Source organism: Sphingobium sp., from assembly GCF_041987595.1.
GTDB lineage: Bacteria > Pseudomonadota > Alphaproteobacteria > Sphingomonadales > Sphingomonadaceae > Sphingobium.
Genome location: NZ_JBHIWJ010000023.1, coordinates 35,616 through 52,194, shown reverse-complemented (window position 1 = coordinate 52,194; position 16,579 = coordinate 35,616). Strand labels below are relative to the sequence as shown.

Annotated in this window: 17 protein-coding genes and 2 pseudogenes; 11 read left to right on the top strand and 8 right to left on the bottom strand. The window is 65.7% G+C overall.

Translation table 11 applies throughout. From position 1 onward, the window contains the following. The first annotated feature begins 62 nt into the window (after positions 1–62). From leuA to ACFC3J_RS08570, 5 genes are all read left to right on the top strand, one after another. Positions 63–1,772: a 2-isopropylmalate synthase gene (leuA, locus tag ACFC3J_RS08590; protein WP_375195759.1), complete on the top strand. Its 1,710-nt coding sequence runs from the start codon at positions 63–65 to the stop codon at positions 1,770–1,772. 541 nt (positions 1,773–2,313) lie between these two features. Then, positions 2,314–2,520, top strand: coding sequence for a cold-shock protein (locus tag ACFC3J_RS08585; protein ID WP_120219058.1), 207 nt, complete (start codon positions 2,314–2,316; stop codon positions 2,518–2,520). A 2-nt stretch (positions 2,521–2,522) separates the two neighbouring features. After that, on the top strand, positions 2,523–2,780 hold the full coding sequence (gene infA, locus ACFC3J_RS08580) for a translation initiation factor IF-1 (RefSeq protein WP_120219057.1): 258 nt from the start codon (positions 2,523–2,525) through the stop codon (positions 2,778–2,780). Positions 2,781–2,818: 38 nt separating this feature from the next. Further along, positions 2,819–2,971, top strand: a complete 153-nt coding sequence (locus ACFC3J_RS08575; protein ID WP_172594972.1) for a hypothetical protein — start codon at positions 2,819–2,821, stop codon at positions 2,969–2,971. 27 nt (positions 2,972–2,998) lie between these two features. After that, on the top strand, positions 2,999–3,193 hold the full coding sequence (locus ACFC3J_RS08570) for a hypothetical protein (RefSeq protein ID WP_120219056.1): 195 nt from the start codon (positions 2,999–3,001) through the stop codon (positions 3,191–3,193). 31 nt (positions 3,194–3,224) lie between these two features. Here the strand turns inward: ACFC3J_RS08570 and ACFC3J_RS08565 are convergent, their stop codons facing one another. The 4 genes and pseudogenes from ACFC3J_RS08565 to ACFC3J_RS08550 all read right to left on the bottom strand — a co-directional run bounded on the left by ACFC3J_RS08565 (position 3,225) and on the right by ACFC3J_RS08550 (position 6,725). After that, positions 3,225–3,524 (bottom strand): hypothetical protein, encoded by a 300-nt coding sequence (locus ACFC3J_RS08565; RefSeq protein ID WP_120219055.1) that lies wholly within the window; start codon positions 3,522–3,524, stop codon positions 3,225–3,227. A gap of 276 nt (positions 3,525–3,800) precedes the next feature. Then, positions 3,801–5,120, bottom strand: a complete 1,320-nt coding sequence (locus tag ACFC3J_RS08560; RefSeq protein WP_197715367.1) for an RNA polymerase sigma factor — start codon at positions 5,118–5,120, stop codon at positions 3,801–3,803. Positions 5,121–5,188: 68 nt separating this feature from the next. Beyond that, a pseudogene (locus tag ACFC3J_RS08555) lies at positions 5,189–5,548 on the bottom strand (YciI family protein); the annotation flags it as partial. Between the two features lie 163 nt (positions 5,549–5,711). Beyond that, on the bottom strand, positions 5,712–6,725 hold the full coding sequence (locus tag ACFC3J_RS08550) for a GlxA family transcriptional regulator (RefSeq protein ID WP_120219053.1): 1,014 nt from the start codon (positions 6,723–6,725) through the stop codon (positions 5,712–5,714). A 127-nt stretch (positions 6,726–6,852) separates the two neighbouring features. Between ACFC3J_RS08550 and ACFC3J_RS08545 the strand changes: the two genes are divergently transcribed. Next, on the top strand, positions 6,853–7,680 hold the full coding sequence (locus ACFC3J_RS08545; RefSeq protein WP_375195758.1) for an alpha/beta fold hydrolase: 828 nt from the start codon (positions 6,853–6,855) through the stop codon (positions 7,678–7,680). A 39-nt stretch (positions 7,681–7,719) separates the two neighbouring features. Here ACFC3J_RS08545 and ACFC3J_RS08540 read toward each other — a convergent pair whose 3' ends face one another. Continuing rightward, entirely contained in the window at positions 7,720–8,649 is a 930-nt protein-coding gene (locus tag ACFC3J_RS08540) for a LysR family transcriptional regulator (RefSeq protein ID WP_375195757.1), read from the bottom strand. Positions 8,650–8,774: 125 nt separating this feature from the next. Between ACFC3J_RS08540 and ACFC3J_RS08535 the strand changes: the two genes are divergently transcribed. The 4 genes from ACFC3J_RS08535 (at position 8,775) to ACFC3J_RS08520 (ending at position 11,228) form a co-directional block, all read left to right on the top strand. Next, positions 8,775–9,473 carry a pirin family protein gene (locus ACFC3J_RS08535; protein WP_375195756.1) on the top strand — a complete coding sequence of 233 codons (699 nt, stop codon included), beginning with the start codon at positions 8,775–8,777 and terminating at the stop codon, positions 9,471–9,473. A gap of 136 nt (positions 9,474–9,609) precedes the next feature. Then, complete coding sequence (locus ACFC3J_RS08530; RefSeq protein ID WP_375195755.1) at positions 9,610–9,927, top strand: hypothetical protein; 318 nt, start codon at positions 9,610–9,612, stop codon at positions 9,925–9,927. Positions 9,928–9,942: 15 nt separating this feature from the next. Next, the gene (locus tag ACFC3J_RS08525) at positions 9,943–10,839 is read left to right on the top strand and encodes a pirin family protein (protein WP_375195754.1); all 897 of its coding nucleotides are present in this window, start codon (positions 9,943–9,945) and stop codon (positions 10,837–10,839) included. A gap of 5 nt (positions 10,840–10,844) precedes the next feature. Next, complete coding sequence (locus tag ACFC3J_RS08520; RefSeq protein ID WP_375195753.1) at positions 10,845–11,228, top strand: OsmC family protein; 384 nt, start codon at positions 10,845–10,847, stop codon at positions 11,226–11,228. A 57-nt stretch (positions 11,229–11,285) separates the two neighbouring features. On the opposite strand, the gene ACFC3J_RS08515 is transcribed toward ACFC3J_RS08520, so the two are convergent. Then, a complete protein-coding gene (locus ACFC3J_RS08515) occupies positions 11,286–11,747 on the bottom strand; it encodes a low molecular weight protein-tyrosine-phosphatase (RefSeq protein ID WP_375195752.1) in 462 nt (153 codons plus the stop codon). Beyond that, positions 11,744–13,198, bottom strand: coding sequence for a helicase HerA domain-containing protein (locus ACFC3J_RS08510; protein ID WP_375195751.1), 1,455 nt, complete (start codon positions 13,196–13,198; stop codon positions 11,744–11,746). The genes ACFC3J_RS08515 and ACFC3J_RS08510 overlap by 4 nt, the downstream gene beginning before the upstream one ends. A 111-nt stretch (positions 13,199–13,309) precedes the next feature. Here ACFC3J_RS08510 and ppc point away from each other — a divergent pair, with 111 nt between their 5' ends. Beyond that, a complete protein-coding gene (gene ppc / locus ACFC3J_RS08505; protein WP_375195750.1) occupies positions 13,310–16,006 on the top strand; it encodes a phosphoenolpyruvate carboxylase in 2,697 nt (898 codons plus the stop codon). A gap of 301 nt (positions 16,007–16,307) precedes the next feature. Here ppc and ACFC3J_RS08500 read toward each other — a convergent pair. After that, positions 16,308–16,579: pseudogene (locus ACFC3J_RS08500) on the bottom strand (opacity protein); the annotation flags it as partial.

Here is a 16,579-nt window from a genome sequence, read left to right as displayed (position 1 = left end):
GCCACCCGCTCAAGGGTCCGATCGACACTGACGCAACCACCCGAAGAAGAAGTTTTCATCCCATGACCATGCTCCCTGACCCCTCGGTCAAATATAGCGCCTTTCCGCAGGTTCCGCTCGCCCACCGCGAATGGCCCTCGCGCACGATCACCCTCGCCCCCATCTGGCTGTCGACCGACCTGCGCGACGGCAACCAGTCGTTGATCGACCCGATGGATGCCGAGAAAAAAACGCGCTTCTTCGACCTGCTGGTGAAGGCCGGGTTCAAGGAGATCGAGGTCGGCTTTCCCGCCAGCGGCGCGACCGATTTCGACTATATCCAGGGCCTCGTCCGCTCGGGCCGCATCCCCGACGATGTCACGCCGCAGGTGCTGACGCAAAGCCGCGCCGACCTCATCCGCACCAGCTTCGACAGCCTCGCGGGCGCCCGCGCCGCGATCGTCCACGTCTATAATGCGCTCGCACCGGCGTGGCGCAAGATCGTGTTCGGCATGGACAAGGCCGACATCAAGGCGATCGCGATCGAGGGCGCAAAGCAGCTGCGCGACAATGCCGCGCGCCTGCCCGGCACCGACTGGCGTTTCCAGTACAGCCCCGAATGCTTCTCGACCACCGAGCTCGATTTCAGCATCGAGGTGTGCGAAGCGGTGATGGGCATCCTCGCCCCCACCCCCGACAACCCGATAATCCTCAACCTCCCCGCGACGGTCGAGGCGGCGACGCCCAACATCTACGCCGACCAGATCGAGTATTTCGCCAAGAACCTGCCGAACCGCGACCGCGCGATCATCTCGCTGCACACCCACAACGACCGCGGCACCGGCGTCGCGGCGGCCGAACTCGGCCTGCTTGCGGGCGCCGACCGCGTCGAGGGCTGCCTGTTCGGCAATGGCGAGCGCACCGGCAACACCTGCCTCGTCACCATCGCGCTCAACATGTACACGCAGGGGGTCGACCCCGGCCTCGACTTCTCGAATATCGACGAGGTCATCGCGACGGTCGAATATTGCAACCAGCTCCCCGTCCACCCGCGCCACCCCTATGGCGGCGCGCTCGTCTACACCGCCTTTTCGGGCAGCCATCAGGACGCGATCAAAAAGGGCTTCGCCGCGCGCGAGCGCCAGAATGACGAACGCTGGGAAGTCCCTTATCTCCCCATCGACCCCGCCGACCTGGGGCGCAGCTATGAAGCGGTGATCCGCGTCAACAGCCAGTCGGGCAAGGGCGGCGTCGCCTGGGTGCTCGAACAGGACAAGGGGCTGAAACTGCCCAAGAAAATGCAGGCGAGCTTCAGCCACATCGTACAGGCATTGGCAGACGAAACGAGCCGCGAACTCGGCGCCGAGGACATCTGGCACGCCTTCGAGCGCGCCTATCTGACCACCGACGCCAAACGCTTCCAGCTCGTCGACTGGTCCGAAAGCCATTCCTCCCCGGAACGGGGAGGGGGGCCACGAAGTGGTGGAGGGGCACCCACGGCCAGTCGCATCTTTGCTGGAGTCCTCCGCATCGACGGCCAGGAACGCAGCGTCAGCGGCCGCGGCAACGGCCTGATGTCGAGCGTCATCGCCGCGCTCGCCGAATCGGGCGGCCCGGTCATGGACATCGTCGATTACAGCGAGCACGCGATCGGCCAGGGCAGCAATGTTCAGGCGGCCGCTTACGTCGAATGCCGCACCGCCGACGGGAAGAGCCTGTTCGGCTGCGGCCTCGACACCGACGTCGCGACGGCCAGCGTCCGCGCGATCCTCAGCGCCGCCAACGGCGCCTGACCAATCCTCCCTGTGGCGAAGCCATGGGGAGGTGGCAGCCGCAAAGCGGCTGACGGAGGGGCCGAGCGCGCAGCGCTCGTCTGCGCTTGCGGCCACCTTTCCCTCGCGGCCACCCCGGCCTCGCTCGATGCCAGTGCCACCCGTACCCCGGCGAAAGCCGGGGCCCAGGGCGGGCAAAAGCCGCGCGTTGCGCACCGCGCCCCTGGACCCCGGCTTTCACCGGGGCACGGATATTTGCCCGAAAGATAAAGTCCCAAATAATCCGCCTTTATCGCGGCCTCCCGCCAAAATAATTCCCGGCCCCCGCATCAACTTCATCATCACACACCCAGCAAAATCGCCGCGCCGATCCCGCATCCATCCGCCGCAATTTTGGACGCCACCTTGACTTTTCGGGAAAAATCCTCCATATCGGCCTCGCTAACGTCGCCTGCGACGGAATTTGACGGCCTTTCGGGGCAGACTTTTCCCTTCACATGCTGCCAGCTCCGCCGGTGCTTTTGCCGGAGGATTTCCCGTTTTCGTGAAAGGAAACACTCTCATGCCGATCGGCACCGTAAAATTCTTCAACAATGACAAGGGCTATGGCTTCATCGAAAATGAAGACGGCTCGGGCGACAGCTTCGTCCACATCACCGCGGTCCAGGCCGCGGGCATGGACACGCTCAATAAGGAGCAGCGCGTCTCCTACGAGCTCGAAACCGGCCGCAACGGCAAGGTTTCGGCGATCAACCTCCAGTCGGCCTGATCTTGGCCAAGGAGGAGCTGATGACCTTCGACGGGCAGGTCGACGAAGTCCTGCCCGACGGGCGCTTCGGCGTCCTGCTCGAAAATGGTCATCGGGTCGTCGTCTATACGGCCGGCCGGATGCGGCGTTTCCGCATCCGGACGGTCGTTGGCGACGCGGTCCGCGTCGAAATGACGCCCTATGACCTCAGCAAGGGGCGCCTCGTCTACCGCGAACGCGGCGGCGGGCCGGCCACTCCCGGACAGCGCCGTTCGCGCTGACCGGGCATATTCACATAACGCAGAAATCAAAGATAAAGATGATGACTCTATTCCAGACCAATCCCTCGATCATCCCCGCGCTGCCTGCGCTGTCGCTGGCCGGAAAGGCCATGACGGCGAATGCGCCGCGCCGCCGCCCGACGCTGTCGCGGCGCGAACTCCGGCGCCTGATCGCCGATATGGTCGACTGACCCGCCACCTTACAGGAGCAAAGCCCCGTGTCGGCCACCACCGAATTTTATCTTGCCCAAGCCGAAAAATGCACCGCTGAGGCCGATGCCTCGGCGCTGACCCAGGTTCGCGAGCGCAACCTGCGCGCCGCGGCGGCGTGGCAGGCGATGGCCGACAAGCTGCTCCACACCGAAAAACTGCGCGCCGAGAAGGTTCGGATCGCCGCTCAAACGGCCGAATGATCGCGCGGCAAGGCCGCCGCGACCTGGCCCATCAATCGACGACCCAATAACGCGCCGCGCCATCAGGCTCGCCGCCGCAGCGGCAGAGCGTCCTGCCGTCCAGCGACAATTCGGCCCAACGCCCGATCGGCTCATGCTCGACCATCGCCAGCGCGGTAGCCAGATCGGGGGCCTCGAACGCAACCTGCTTTTCGATGCCGAACCAGCGATCCTCATATCGCAGGACAAAGGCGTTTACCGACCGCTCGGCGGGCGGATCGTCGCGTTCGAAGCGCCGCCGCGAAGGCAGGCATTCGCAGCCGCCAGCGGCCGCGTCGAGGGGAATGGTCATTTCCGATCACCTTCGTGGGGGAGGAAGCGAAGGGGCAACCGGCACGATCTGGTCCACCGTGAAAGCAGCCGGGCGAAGCGATAAACTCCTGAACTGAAAGGCGGCGTTCGCGGCACCGCGAAAAGCCACCACGACCATGGCGCAGAAACAAAGCATTCTAGGTATTGTTTCGACCGGCGGCCTTCTATCGTCGACGAGCGACGGGGCGACAGGCGAAATGTTACGACACAATTACCGATAGTTAGCGCATCGGTCAGTGCTGTCCTGTCTCGCGCCTCAGCCGCATTCCGCGGCGCGGGCGAGCAGCCATTCGCGTTCGCGTTCATTGGTCGACAGCGCCGCCGCCGCCTCGAATGCGCCGCGCGCTTCGGCCTTTCGCCCGGCCCGCAGCAGGAAATCGCCGCGCGCCGCGGGCAGCGGGGCATAGTTGCGCAGCGCCGCTTCGTCGGCGATCGCGTCGACCAGCTTCAGTCCCGCTTCGGGACCGAACGCCATGCTGTGCGCGACCGCACGGTTGAGCTCGACCACCGGCGATGGCGTCACCTGCCCCAGCCGGTCGTAAAGTGCGGCGATGCGCCGCCAGTCGGTGTCCTCGGCGCGTAGCGCCCTTGCGTGACACGCCGCAAGCGCCGCCTGCAACGCATAGGGTCCGTCGGCGCCGCCCAGCGCCTCGACCCGCGCCAGCGCATTGAGGCCGCGGCGGATCAGGAGCTGGTCCCAGCGGGCGCGGTTCTGCTCGGTCAGCGGCACGAACCTGCCGTCCGGCGCGGCGCGCGCCGCCAGCCGCGACGCCTGAATCTCCATCAGCGCCAGCAGCCCCAGCACCTCCGGTTCGCCCGGCATCAGCGCCGCCAGGATACGTCCCAGCCGCTGCGCCTCGGCGCACAGCGGGGGCCGCACCAGCGACGGCCCGCTGGTCGCAGCATAGCCTTCGTTGAAGATCAGATAGACGACCTCCAGCACCGAGGGCAGCCGCGCCGCCAGCTCGGCGCCGCGCGGCACCTCGAACGCCACGCCCGCCCTGGCGATCGCCTTCTTGGCGCGGGTGATCCGCGCCGCAATCGCGGCCTCGTTCGACAGGAAGGCGCGCGCAATCTCCTCGACCGTCAGCCCGCCGACCAGCCGCAGCGTCAGCGCGGCGCGCGCTTCGCGCGAAATCACCGGATGACAGGCGGCGAAGATGAGGCCGAGCAACTCGTCGCCCAGCGGATCGTCCAGCGCCGCTTCCATGGCCTCCGCACTCATGCCCTGCTCCTCGTCGAGTTCGCGGGCGATCTCGGCATGCTTGCGTCCCTGCATCGCGGTATGCCGGATGCCGTCGATCGCGCGCCGCTTCGCCGCGGCCATCAGCCAGGCGCCGGGATTGGCCGGAACGCCGCTTTTCGGCCATTCGGTCAGCGCGACGAGCAGCGCATCCTGCGCCAGCTCCTCGGCGCGGTCGACGTCGCGGGTCAGGCGGGCAAGACGGGCGATCAGCCTGGCCCGTTCGATCCGGAAAACCGCCTCGATTGCCCGGTGGGTATCGTCCACTGCCATGCCCGCCTTGTCCGGGAAACTCGCCGACGAGGCAAGCCTGGCAGCGGACACAGGCGTCATTCGCCGGCGAGCCTTTCGCGCAGGCGCTGTTCCTGCTCGGCGATCTCGGGGGTCACCGCGTCACCGAAATCCTCCATTTCATAGAAGGGGCGGATCTCGAGGTCGCTCGGCCCCATCATCGGATTGGGGCAGCGCTTGGCCCAGGCGACCGCCTCGTCCATGTCCTTGACCTCCCAGATCCAGTAACCGGCAACCAGTTCGCGCGCTTCGGCGAAAGGACCGTCGATCACCGTGCGGCTCGGGCCGTCGAAGTGGATCCGCTTGCCGTGCGACGACGGCTTCAACCCGTCGCCCGACACCATCACCCCGGCGTTGACCAGTTCTTCGTTGAACTTGCCCATCGCCTCGAACATCGCGGTCATTTCTTCGGTCGGCGGCAGGCCCTTTTCGCTGTCCTCGGTCGCCTTTACGAACACCATCACACGCATTGGTCATCTCCTTGTTAGCGGGGCCAACAGCGGCCTCCTATGCTGACGACGAACGAGCCCAACCGGAATCGACACATGGGCGAAAAAAATTGTCGGCGCTTCACTGGCCGTTATCGCGAACCTTCGCCGCCTCGGCGATTACCTGCCGGATAGTCGCCGCCGATCATGCCGCTTCGGTCAGCGATCCCGGCGTCGAAAAGCGCTGGCGATAGCCGTGCGGCGACAGGCCGATCAGGCGGTGGAACAGCTTGCGGAAGGCGGCGGCATCCTCATAGCCGACGCTCCAGGCGATCTGATCGACCGGGCGCCGCGTGAACTCCAGCAGCTCGCGCGCCTTGCCGACGCGCAGATGCTGGACATATTCGACCGGCGTCATCCCCGTCGCCGCCTTGAAGCGCCGCTGAAAGGTCCGCTCTTCCATCCCGGCCTCACGCGCCATTTCGGCGACCGTGACCGGACCCGCGCGGCGCGCCTGCAACCAGTGCTGGACCTTCAGGATCGGCTCGTCGCCATGCGTCAGCCTCGGTGCAAAGCTCGCATAATTTTTCTGTTCGCGCCCCGCGGGGTCCAGCAGCAGGAAGCGCGCAGTCTCGATCATCACCGTCGGACCGAGCAGGCGCTCGACGATACGCAGGCCGAGGTCGGTCCACGCCATCATGCCGCCCGCGGTGACGATGTCGCCATCGTCGATCACCATCCGGTCGGCCTCCATGCGGACGTCGGGAAAGCGGCGCCGGAACTCCTCGGCAAAATACCAGTGGGTCGTCGCGGGCCGCCCCGCGAGCAGCCCCGTTGCCGCAAGAAAGAAGGCGCCGCCGCAGTTCGACGCCAGCACCGCACCCTGCGCGTGCCGGTCGAGCAGCCAGCGCGCATAGGGTTCGGCCTCGCCGGGCTCGATCAGCTTGTGGAGGCTGCCTGGCACGACGAGCACGGTCGGCGAATTGCCCGCCGCTTCGTCCGGATGGCTGTCGCGGCAACGCGCAAAGCCCCCGCCCTCCTGCAACCGCCAGTGGCTGACGCGCACCGGACGCCGACCATTGTCCACCGCAAAGCGGCCCGCGACGTCGAACAGGTCGGTGATGCCGTGGACCATCCCCATCTGACAGTCGGGATAGATCATCAATCCGACTTCGATCAGCGGCACAATGGCCGCGTCGGGCAGCGTCGGCGTGGGCATATCGGCTCCTTTGTCGGAATCGGCCCGCATAATGTCGTGTCCGCCAATCCCGCGCAAGGACGGTCCGCCCTATCTCCCGTGCATCGAGACGGACATCCCGCCCCTCCAGACTGAAAGGAACCACGACATGACCCGCATCACCACCAAGGACGGCACCAACATCTTCTTCAAGGATTGGGGGCCGAAGGACGCTCAGCCCGTCGTCTTTTCCCATGGCTGGCCGCTCAGCGCCGATGCCTGGGACGGGCAGATGCTGTTCTTGCTGAGCAAGGGCTATCGCGTCGTCGCCCATGACCGCCGCGGCCACGGCCGTTCGGACCAGCCCGCCACCGGCAACGACATGGACACCTATGCCGACGATCTGGCCGCGGTGATCGAGGCGCTGGACCTCGGCAACGCGGTTTTGGTCGGCCATTCGACCGGCGGCGGCGAGATCAGCCATTATGTCGGTCGCCATGGCACCGCCCGCGTTGCCAAGATGGTGCTGGTCGGCGCCGTTCCGCCCCGCATGGCGAAGAGCGAAGCCTATCCGAACGGGCTGCCGCTCGATGTGTTCGACGGCATTCGCAAGGGCGTGGCCGACAATCGCTCGCAATTTTATCTTGACCTGACGACGCCCTTTTACGGTTTCAACCGCGAGGGCGTGGCGGTGAACGAAGGTTTGCGCCAGAGCTTCTGGCGGCAGGGGATGCAAGGATCGATCCTCGGCCAATATCTCTGCATCCGCGAATTTTCCGAGGTGGACTATACCGATGACCTGAAGGCGATCGACGTGCCGACGCTCGTGATTCATGGCGCCGACGACCAGATCGTGCCCATCGGCAATGCCGGCGAACTGAGCGCGAAGATCGTGAAGGACGCTGAACTGAAGGTCTATGACGGCGCAGGCCATGGCCTGACCGCGACCCATCAGGACCAGTTCAACGCCGATCTGCTGGCCTTCATTCAGGCCTGACCGTCATCAGCTCCCCTACCCTGTGCGGGAGGGGAGCTTTTACACGTCCGACATCCCCTCCAATTCCTTATCCTCACGCCCCATCGCCACAAACTGCTCCAGCAGCCAGCTTGCCGCCGGTCCCGGCGGCGTGTCCCGCCGCCAGATGCCGGAAAAGCGATAGGTCCCGCCCGGATGATCCGGCATGACCAGCCGCACCAGCGTTCCCGCCACCAGATCCGGCTCGATCATCGGCAGCGGCATATTGCCCCAGCCGATCCCCTCGCGCAGCAACGCATGTTTCGCGCCCAGATCCGCCAGCCGCCACGTCTTGGGGCTGCTCACCGAAAAATCCTGCCCCTCGGTGAAGCGCGAGCGGTCGGTCAGCACCAGCTGCGTATAATCCCGCCCGGCGCCCGGCGAGATCGCTTCCATGCGCCCCAGCGGATGATCCGGCGCCGCCACCGGCACCATCGCCACCGATCCCGCGCTTATGCTTTCAATTCCCTCGACGCCCGCCGAGAGAGGTCCCGACAGCCCGATCGCCGCGCCCCGATCCAGCACCATCGCCGTGATCGCGCCCAGCGCCTCGACATGCAGCCGCAACTGCACCGTCGGAAATTCCTTTGCAAAGGTGCGCAGCACCTTCCCCAGCCGTTCCGCCGGCAGCATGACGTCGACCGCCAGATTGACCTCCGCCTCCAGTCCGTCGAGCAGTCCCTTCACCTTGGCCCGCAGGCCGTCGATGCCGTGCGAGATCGATCGCACCTCCGCCAGCAAAGCCCGTCCCGCAACCGTCAGCTGCGGCTTCTTCGTCCCTTCACGGTCGAACAGGGTAAGGCCCAGCTGCGCCTCCAGATTGGCGATGCCATAGCTGATCACCGACACCGCCCGGTTGAGCTTGCGGCCCGCGCCCGCGAAACTGCCCGTATCCACGATGGTCAGGAAGATGCGCAGCTGGTCGAAGGTCGGTATGCCCGGATTATTCACTTTTCGATTTCCTGGAACGTTTTGGCAGATTTTATCTCTCTGACCGATAAAGCGGGTGAGGTCTAGAAGCATCTCCAACAGGGACGGCCCACCTTCCACCGGCGCCGTACCGCAGGAGACAAGACATGATCGAACTTCGCCCTTTCGACAGCCTCGGCGGCGCCAACCATGGCTGGCTCGACGCCAAGCATCACTTCTCGTTCGCGGGCTATCATGATCCGGCCCGGATGCACTGGGGCAATCTGCGCGTGTGGAACGATGACACGATCGCGCCGCAGACCGGCTTCCCGCCGCACCCGCATCGCGACATGGAGATCATCACCTATGTCCGCGAAGGCGCGATCACCCATCAGGACAGCCTGGGTAACAAGGGTCGCACCGAAGCGGGCGACGTGCAGGTGATGAGCGCGGGCACCGGCATCCGTCATTCGGAATATAATCTGGAGGATGTGACGACCCGGATTTTCCAGATCTGGATCATCCCCACCCGCGACGGCGAAGCGCCGAGCTGGGGCGCGCGGCCCTTCCCCAAGGGCGAGCGTTCGGGCCATTTCGTGACGCTGGCGTCGGGTTATGAGAATGACAATGATGCGCTGCCGATCCGCACCGATGCGCGGGTGGTAGCGGCCACGCTGAAGGCGGGAGACACGGCGGAATATGCGATCGGAAAGGAGCGCAAGGCCTATCTGGTCCCTGCTACCGGCGCGATCCGGATCGACGACGTCCGCATCAACGCCCGCGACGGCGCTGCGATCAGCGATATCGATGTCATCCGCGTGACCGCCATCGAGGATAGCGAAATCGTCATGGTCGACGCGGCCTGACGACGGAAAGGGCTGGGTGCGTCCCCCGCACCCGGCTCTTTTCGAAAAATTCGAACAGTCTGAGCGATATTATCCTCATGATCCTTAAAGCAAACCTGCGCTAAAAGGATTTCATCGAACGACAGGGAGCCTTACCATGCTGAACATCGCCGCCCCGCGCCTCAGCCCCGCCGAATGGCAGGATGTGAAGGCTGCCCTGAATGCCGTCGCCGATTGCGGCTGTGGCGAACCTGCTGGGCGTGGCGCGTTTCGCTCGCGCATCGGGCATGCGCTGGACGCCCTGATCGGCCCGAAAAAGACGCCCGCAGCGCTGCCCGAACAGATGCGCCCGATCCGCGATTTCCTCTGCGAATCCGGCCGCACCCGCCAGATCGCGGAGCGCCATATTCCCACCCTCACCGCGCAGGGCTTCTCCCGCGCCCAGATCGAAGCCATGGCGCTCCTCGGCGCCTGATAAGGAAAAATTGCCATGTCCATCCGCTCCTCAGACGTCGAAGGCGTCGATCTCGTCATTCTGCCGCCGGTCCGCGATCTGGGTGACGGCTTTCAGGTTCGCCGCGCACTCCCCTCCGCGCATCGCCGCATGGTCGGCCCCTTCATCTTCTTCGACCAGATGGGCGAGGCGACCTTCAACAGCGGCGAAGGTCTCGACGTCCGCCCGCACCCGCATATCGGCCTTGCGACCGTAACCTATTTGCTGGAGGGCGAAATCCTGCACCGGGATTCGGTCGGCTCGGTCCAGCCGATCCGCCCCGGCGAGGTCAACTGGATGACGGCGGGCAGCGGCATCGTCCATAGCGAGCGCACCAGCCCGGAAATCCGCGCGTCGGGCGGCAAGCTGTTCGGCCTCCAGACCTGGGTGGCGCTGCCCAGGCAATTTGAGGAGGTCGACCCCGGCTTCGCCCATCACAAGGCGCAGGAAATCCCCACGACGGAAGCCGACGGCATCCGCCTGACAGTGATCGCGGGCACCTCCGACGGGCTGATCTCGCCGGTCAGGACTTTCTCCGACATGGTCTATGCCGACATCGCGTTGCAGGACGGTGCCCGCTATCAGCTCAAGGCCGAACATGTCGAACGCGCCATCTACGTCGTCGGCGGCGAGGTGGAGGTGATCGGCCAGAGCGGCGCCTTCGCGACCAACGAACTCATCATCTTCAAGCCCGGCGCGGAAATCATCTTGCGCGCCAAGGGGCCGGCCCGGCTGATGCTGCTGGGCGGCGAGCCGCTGCCCGAACAGCGTCATATCTTCTGGAACTTCGTCTCCTCCTCGCCGGAGCGGCTGGAGCAGGCCAAGGCCGACTGGAAGGCCCAGCGCTTCGCCCCCGTGCCCGCCGAACATGAATTCATCCCCCTGCCGGAGTAACGAGCATGGCCCAAGGCACCGCCCATATCGGCAAGGACCGCTACCGAACGCAGGTCGAGGTCGGCGGCCATGCCCTTACCGCCGATGAGCCGGAAAGCCTCGGCGGCGGCAATCTTGGCCCCGCGCCCTTCGACCTGCTGCTCGCGTCGCTGGGCGCCTGCACCGCGATCACGTTGCGGATGTATGCGGAGAAGAAGGAATGGCCGCTCGAATCGCTCGACGTGGCGCTGAGGCTTTCGGGCGGCAAGGATGATCGCCGTATCGACCGCGCCCTGACGATCAGGGGTCTGGACGAAGCGCAAAAGGCAAAGCTGGCCGATGTGGCGGAGCGCACTCCGGTCACGCTCACGCTCAAGGGTGGTTTGCCGATAGAGACGCACCTGGCCTGATTACCCGACCTCTCCCCGTCCGCCCGAACGGAGGTCGGGAAGGACGAGGAGGAACGGCTATTTTCCCAACCGCTCCACAATCGCCCTCGCCGCCTGCGTCACATCGTCCCAGGTCACATCGAACCCGGCCTCATCGCCAAAATAGGGATCGGTCACGCCGCTCCCCTCGCGCCCCGGCACCAGATCCATCAGCAGCCGCAACTCCGCCGTTCCGTCCGAGGGGCGCACTCTTCGCAAATTCTTCAGATTCTCGCCATCCAGCGCGAAGACATGGTCAAACCGCCGGAAATCCGCCGCCGGCACCTGCCGCCCGCGGTAGCCCGAAATGTCGATGCCGTTGCGTAGCGCCACCGCCTGCGCGCGGCTGTCCGGCGGGGACCCGACATGCCAGTCGCCGGTGCCCGCCGAATCCACCTCCACCGTCAGCCCGGCCTTCTCCGCCTCGGCCCGCAAAGCCGCCTCCGCCAGCGGCGAGCGGCAGATATTGCCCAGACAGACGAAGAGAACCGAAACGCTCATCCCTCGGCCGCCGCCGTGGAAAGTCCCAGTTGCGGCACGCCGATCGAGCGCCGCCCGCCGAAATCGGTCCGCGCCACGATCACGCCCAGCTTTTCCATATAGTCGATCAGCCGCCGCACCCGTCCCGGCGAACTGGTGCCATAGGCCCGCGCCAGCGCCACATCGTCCGGACAGGGCAAGCCCTGCATCGCTGCCCGCGCAATCAGCAGGAAGGGCGCCAGCATATCCTCCGGCACCGGCTCGGCCGCCCGCATGGCATCGGCCCAGCGCGGATCGTCGGCGTCGAACATCCCCGCCTGCGCCATGGCGAAGCGCCTGCGGAAAGCGGGCAAATCCAGCGGCGGGGTCTTCAACCCCTTCATCCGGCAGCGCACCCCGAAATCCTGGAAGAGCGTCGACACGCTGGGCTGCGCTTCGCCCAGATCGGCGACGATTTCCTCCAGCACGGCGATCACCACCGGCTCATTCTGTCCGAAGTCCAGCTCCGGCGCGGCGGGCTTGGCCGACGGCGCAGCCGCCAGCGCCCGCATCAATTCCTCGGCGGGCAAAGGCGGCGGCTCGGCCCGCGGCGGGGGAGGGGGCAGGGCGTCCTCTTCACCCGCACTGGCGAACAGCAATTCCTGCAAATCCCCTGTCGCTGCGACCGGCGGCGGCATCAGCTTGTGCGTGCCGCCCCGCGTCCCGGTCTTGACCGCGCCGATCTTCACTGCCACCGGCCGCCGCGCGATGGCGGGGCCAAGCCCCAGAAAGCGCCCGCGCTCCAGATCGCGAATCTGTTCGGCCTGCCGCCGCTCCATGCCCAGCAGGTCCGCTGCACGCGCCATGTCGATATCGAGGAAGGTGCGCCCCATCAGGAAGTTCGAAGCCTCCGCCGCGACATTCTTGGCGAGCTTCGCCAGCCGTTGCGTCGCGATCACGCCCGCAAGCCCGCGCTTGCGCCCCCGGCACATGAGGTTGGTCATGGCCGCGAGGCTCAGCCGCCGCGCCTCGTCCGACACGTCGCCCGCTGCGACGGGCGCGAACATCTGCGCCTCGTCCACCACCACCAGCGCGGGATACCAATGGTCGCGGGGCGCATCGAACAGGGTCGAGAGGAAGGTCGCGGCGCATTTCATCTGCGCCTCCAGCTCCAGCGACTCGAGGCTGAGCACCACCGACGCGCGATGCTCGCGAATCCGGCTCGCCATCTTGACGATCTCGCGCTCATTATAGTCGCCCGCGTCGATCACCACATGGCCATATTCATCGGCCAGCGTGACGAAATCGCCCTCCGGGTCGATCACCACCTGCTGCACCAGCGCGGCGCTTTCCTCCAGCAGACGACGCAAAAGATGTGACTTGCCCGACCCCGAATTGCCCTGCACGAGCAGCCGGGTGGCAAGCAATTCCTCGACGTCGACCAGAACGGCATTGCCGTTGCTGTCACTTCCTATGCTGATGCTGGCGGTCACGATAGTCCTTTGGCCCAGCCTGTGGCCCAAGCGCAACCCCGCTATGGGCGAAGCGTCGCCACGGGAACGATTTCCTTGACCAGTCGATTGTTGCAATGCAGCATCGATCATATGGCGACTCCTGCATCCTCCAACGCGCCTGCGATCACGCAGAACCCCGATATCCGTTATCTCGGCCGTCTGCTGGGCGACGTTATTCGGGCTTATGGCGGGGACAAGATTTACAAGCAGACCGAATATATCCGTTCCGCCTCGGTCGACCGGGCGCGGGGGCTGCATGGCGCCGATGTCGTGGATACGGGGCTCGATGCGCTCAGCCTCGACGATACGCTGAGCTTCGTGCGTGGTTTCATGCTCTTTTCCATGCTGGCCAATCTGGCGGAGGACCGGCAGGGGGTGGCGGCGGAACCGGGCGCCGACGTCGCTTCTGCGGTGGAAAAGCTCGAATCCCACGGCATCGAGCGCGACGCCATCCTCGACCTTCTGTCCCACGCGCTGATCGTCCCGGTCCTCACCGCCCACCCGACCGAGGTGCGGCGCAAGAGCATGATCGATCATAAGAACCGCATCGCCGACCTGATGCTGCTCAAGGACGCTGGGCGGGCCGAAACGGACGACGGCGAAAATCTCGACGAAGCGATCTTCCGCCAGATCGCCCTGCTCTGGCAGACGCGCCCGTTGCGCCGGGAAAAGCTGTTCGTCGCGGACGAGATCGAAAATGTCCTCGCCTATTTCCGCGACGTGTTCCTGCCCGTGCTGCCCGCTCTCTATGCCCGGTGGGAACGGGTGCTGGGCGCGCGTCCCCAGAGTTTCCTGCGCGTCGGCAACTGGATCGGCGGCGATCGCGACGGCAATCCCTTCGTGCAGGCGCCGCAATTGCGCCTTGCGCTGGCCAAGGGCTGCGAAGCGGCGTTGACCTACTACATGGATGCGCTCCATGCGCTGGGCGCGGAACTGTCGCTCTCGACCGAACTCGCCCATGTACCGCAGGCGGTGCTGGATCTTGCCGACGCCAGCGGCGACAATTCGCCCAGCCGTCAGGACGAACCCTATCGCCGCGCCATTTCCGGCATCTATGCCCGGATCGCCGCCACCTATCGCGCGCTGACCGGCAAGCAGCCCGCCCGCGCCTCCGCGCTCGGGGGCGAAGCCTATGCCAGCCCCGCCGATCTTCGGCGCGACCTTGTCACCGTGGCGCAGGGGCTGGCGAGCGAGGGCGACGGCGCGCTGGCCTCGGGCGGCGCGCTGGGCCGCCTGATCCGCGCGGTGGAGACGTTCGGCTTCCACCTCGCCACGCTCGACATGCGGCAGAACAGCGACGTCCATCAGCGCGTGGTGGCGGAACTGCTGAAGGTCGCGGGGGTCGAGGCGGACTATGCCGCGCTCGACGAATATGCCCGCATCGCGCTGCTGCGGCGCGAACTGGCGAGCAACCGGCCGCTGGGCACGCGCTTCTCGGGATATTCGGAGGAGACCGCGTCCGAACTGGCGATCGTGCAGGCCGCGGCGGAGGCGCATCGTGTCTACGGTCCGCAATGCATCACCCATTATATCATTTCCAAGGCGGAAAGCGTGTCCGACCTGCTGGAAGTGAACATCATCCTCAAGGAAGCGGGCCTCTGGCGAGTCGGCGAGAATGGCGCGCCGCAGGCCGCGATCATGGCGGTGCCGCTGTTCGAAACCATCGCCGATCTGGAAGCCGCGCCGTCGATCATGACCGCCTATTTCGGCCTGCCCGAAATTGCGGGCGTGGTGCAGGGGCGCGGCCATCAGGAAGTGATGATCGGCTATTCCGACAGCAACAAGGATGGCGGCTACATCACTTCGACCTGGGGGCTGTTCCAGGCGAGCAAGGCGCTGGCGCCGGTCTTTGCCGATGCGGGCACCGCGATGCAGCTGTTCCACGGCCGCGGCGGCGCGGTCGGGCGCGGCGGCGGCTCCTCCTTCGCGGCGATTCAGGCGCAGCCCAAGGGCACGGTGCAGGGTCGCATCCGCATCACCGAACAGGGCGAGGTGATTGCGGCGAAGTTCGGCACGCGGGACGTCGCGATGACCAATCTGGAGGCGATGACCAGCGCGACCCTGCTCGCCAGCCTTGAGCCCGAAGCCATTTCCGACCGCGACGCGGCCCGTTTCGCCGCCGCGATGGACGAACTGTCGAGGACCGCGTTCGCCGCCTATCGCGATCTCGTCTACGGCACGGAGGGGTTCAAGGAATTCTTCCGGCAACTCACGCCGATTCAGGAAATTTCCGGCCTCAAGATCGGGTCGCGCCCGGCCAGCCGCACCAAAAGCACCCGGATCGAGGATCTGCGCGCCATTCCCTGGGTGTTCAGCTGGGCGCAGGCGCGGGTAATGCTGCCGGGCTGGTATGGCGTCGGACATGCGCTCCATGCCTTCGAGGACAAGGCGCTGCTGGCCGACATGGCGCAGCATTGGTCCTTCCTGCAATCGGCGCTCGCCAATCTGGAGATGGTGTTGGCCAAGTCCGACCTGGGTATCGCTGCCCATTATCTGCCCCTCGTGGAGGATCAGACGCGAGGCGCGGAGATTTTCGACCGCATCCGCGAAGGGTGGGACCAGACCCACGACGGTCTGCTAGCCGCCACAGGCCAGTCGCGCCTCTTGGAGAAGAATCCGAAGCTCGACAGCTCGATCCGCCTGCGCCTGCCCTATATCGAACCGTTGAATCTGCTTCAGGTCGAGTTGATGAAGCGCCACCGCAGCGGCGAGGACGACCCGCGCATCAAGGAAGGCATAGAATTGTCGATCAACGCCATCGCGACGGCGCTGAGGAATAGCGGCTGACCTGGCCTCCCCTTCCGGGGCCGCCGGCCAAGTCGAGTGGCAAAGCGGGGCCGACCGCAATTGCACCCTTTCACCCTCATCCTTTCGACGCTAAGCCGCACCCTCTCCGGTGTGGAGAGGAAAGCGCATCCGCATTGGCTAAAACCGGCTCTTTGCTGAATGAGAAAAGTCCGGCCCCTATCGGCGGTTTCGGGGAATTCGGGACGGCCGCAGTCCTAGCCGCCCCGAACCCCAATCCTCCAACGGAGGTTTGGACAGAAGGACGGGCCGCCAAGGGGGCGTCCCGCCCGGTCCGGTAAGATCAGAATTTCGCGACCACGCCCGCCATCGGTCGGATGGAACGGAAGTTGCCCATGGTATCGGCCTGCAGCCGCAGCCGGATATTGCTGCTCTGGGCTGATCCACCCATGTCGGCCGGCGAAAGTTCGACGCCCGCGCCATAGGTCATGCCATGATAATCGCGGCTATCGGGACCAAGCGCGTCGAAATTCACCCATTTATAGCCGACCTTGGTGAAGATCAGACTGTCCTTGCCCGCCTTTACGCCTGCGCGTCCCGCAACACCATATTCCC

Coding starts and splice junctions, on each gene's coding strand:
- leuA (WP_375195759.1), top strand. CDS start 63: ATGACCATGCTCCCTGACCCCTCGGTCAAATATAGCGCCTTTCCGCAG.
- ppc (WP_375195750.1), top strand. CDS start 13,310: ATGGCGACTCCTGCATCCTCCAACGCGCCTGCGATCACGCAGAACCCC.
- ACFC3J_RS08525 (WP_375195754.1), top strand. CDS start 9,943: ATGTCCATCCGCTCCTCAGACGTCGAAGGCGTCGATCTCGTCATTCTG.
- ACFC3J_RS08515 (WP_375195752.1), bottom strand. CDS start 11,747: ATGAGCGTTTCGGTTCTCTTCGTCTGTCTGGGCAATATCTGCCGCTCG.
- ACFC3J_RS08545 (WP_375195758.1), top strand. CDS start 6,853: ATGACCCGCATCACCACCAAGGACGGCACCAACATCTTCTTCAAGGAT.
- ACFC3J_RS08575 (WP_172594972.1), top strand. CDS start 2,819: ATGATGACTCTATTCCAGACCAATCCCTCGATCATCCCCGCGCTGCCT.
- ACFC3J_RS08585 (WP_120219058.1), top strand. CDS start 2,314: ATGCCGATCGGCACCGTAAAATTCTTCAACAATGACAAGGGCTATGGC.
- ACFC3J_RS08530 (WP_375195755.1), top strand. CDS start 9,610: ATGCTGAACATCGCCGCCCCGCGCCTCAGCCCCGCCGAATGGCAGGAT.
- ACFC3J_RS08560 (WP_197715367.1), bottom strand. CDS start 5,120: ATGACGCCTGTGTCCGCTGCCAGGCTTGCCTCGTCGGCGAGTTTCCCG.
- ACFC3J_RS08565 (WP_120219055.1), bottom strand. CDS start 3,524: ATGACCATTCCCCTCGACGCGGCCGCTGGCGGCTGCGAATGCCTGCCT.
- ACFC3J_RS08550 (WP_120219053.1), bottom strand. CDS start 6,725: ATGCCCACGCCGACGCTGCCCGACGCGGCCATTGTGCCGCTGATCGAA.
- ACFC3J_RS08520 (WP_375195753.1), top strand. CDS start 10,845: ATGGCCCAAGGCACCGCCCATATCGGCAAGGACCGCTACCGAACGCAG.
- ACFC3J_RS08535 (WP_375195756.1), top strand. CDS start 8,775: ATGATCGAACTTCGCCCTTTCGACAGCCTCGGCGGCGCCAACCATGGC.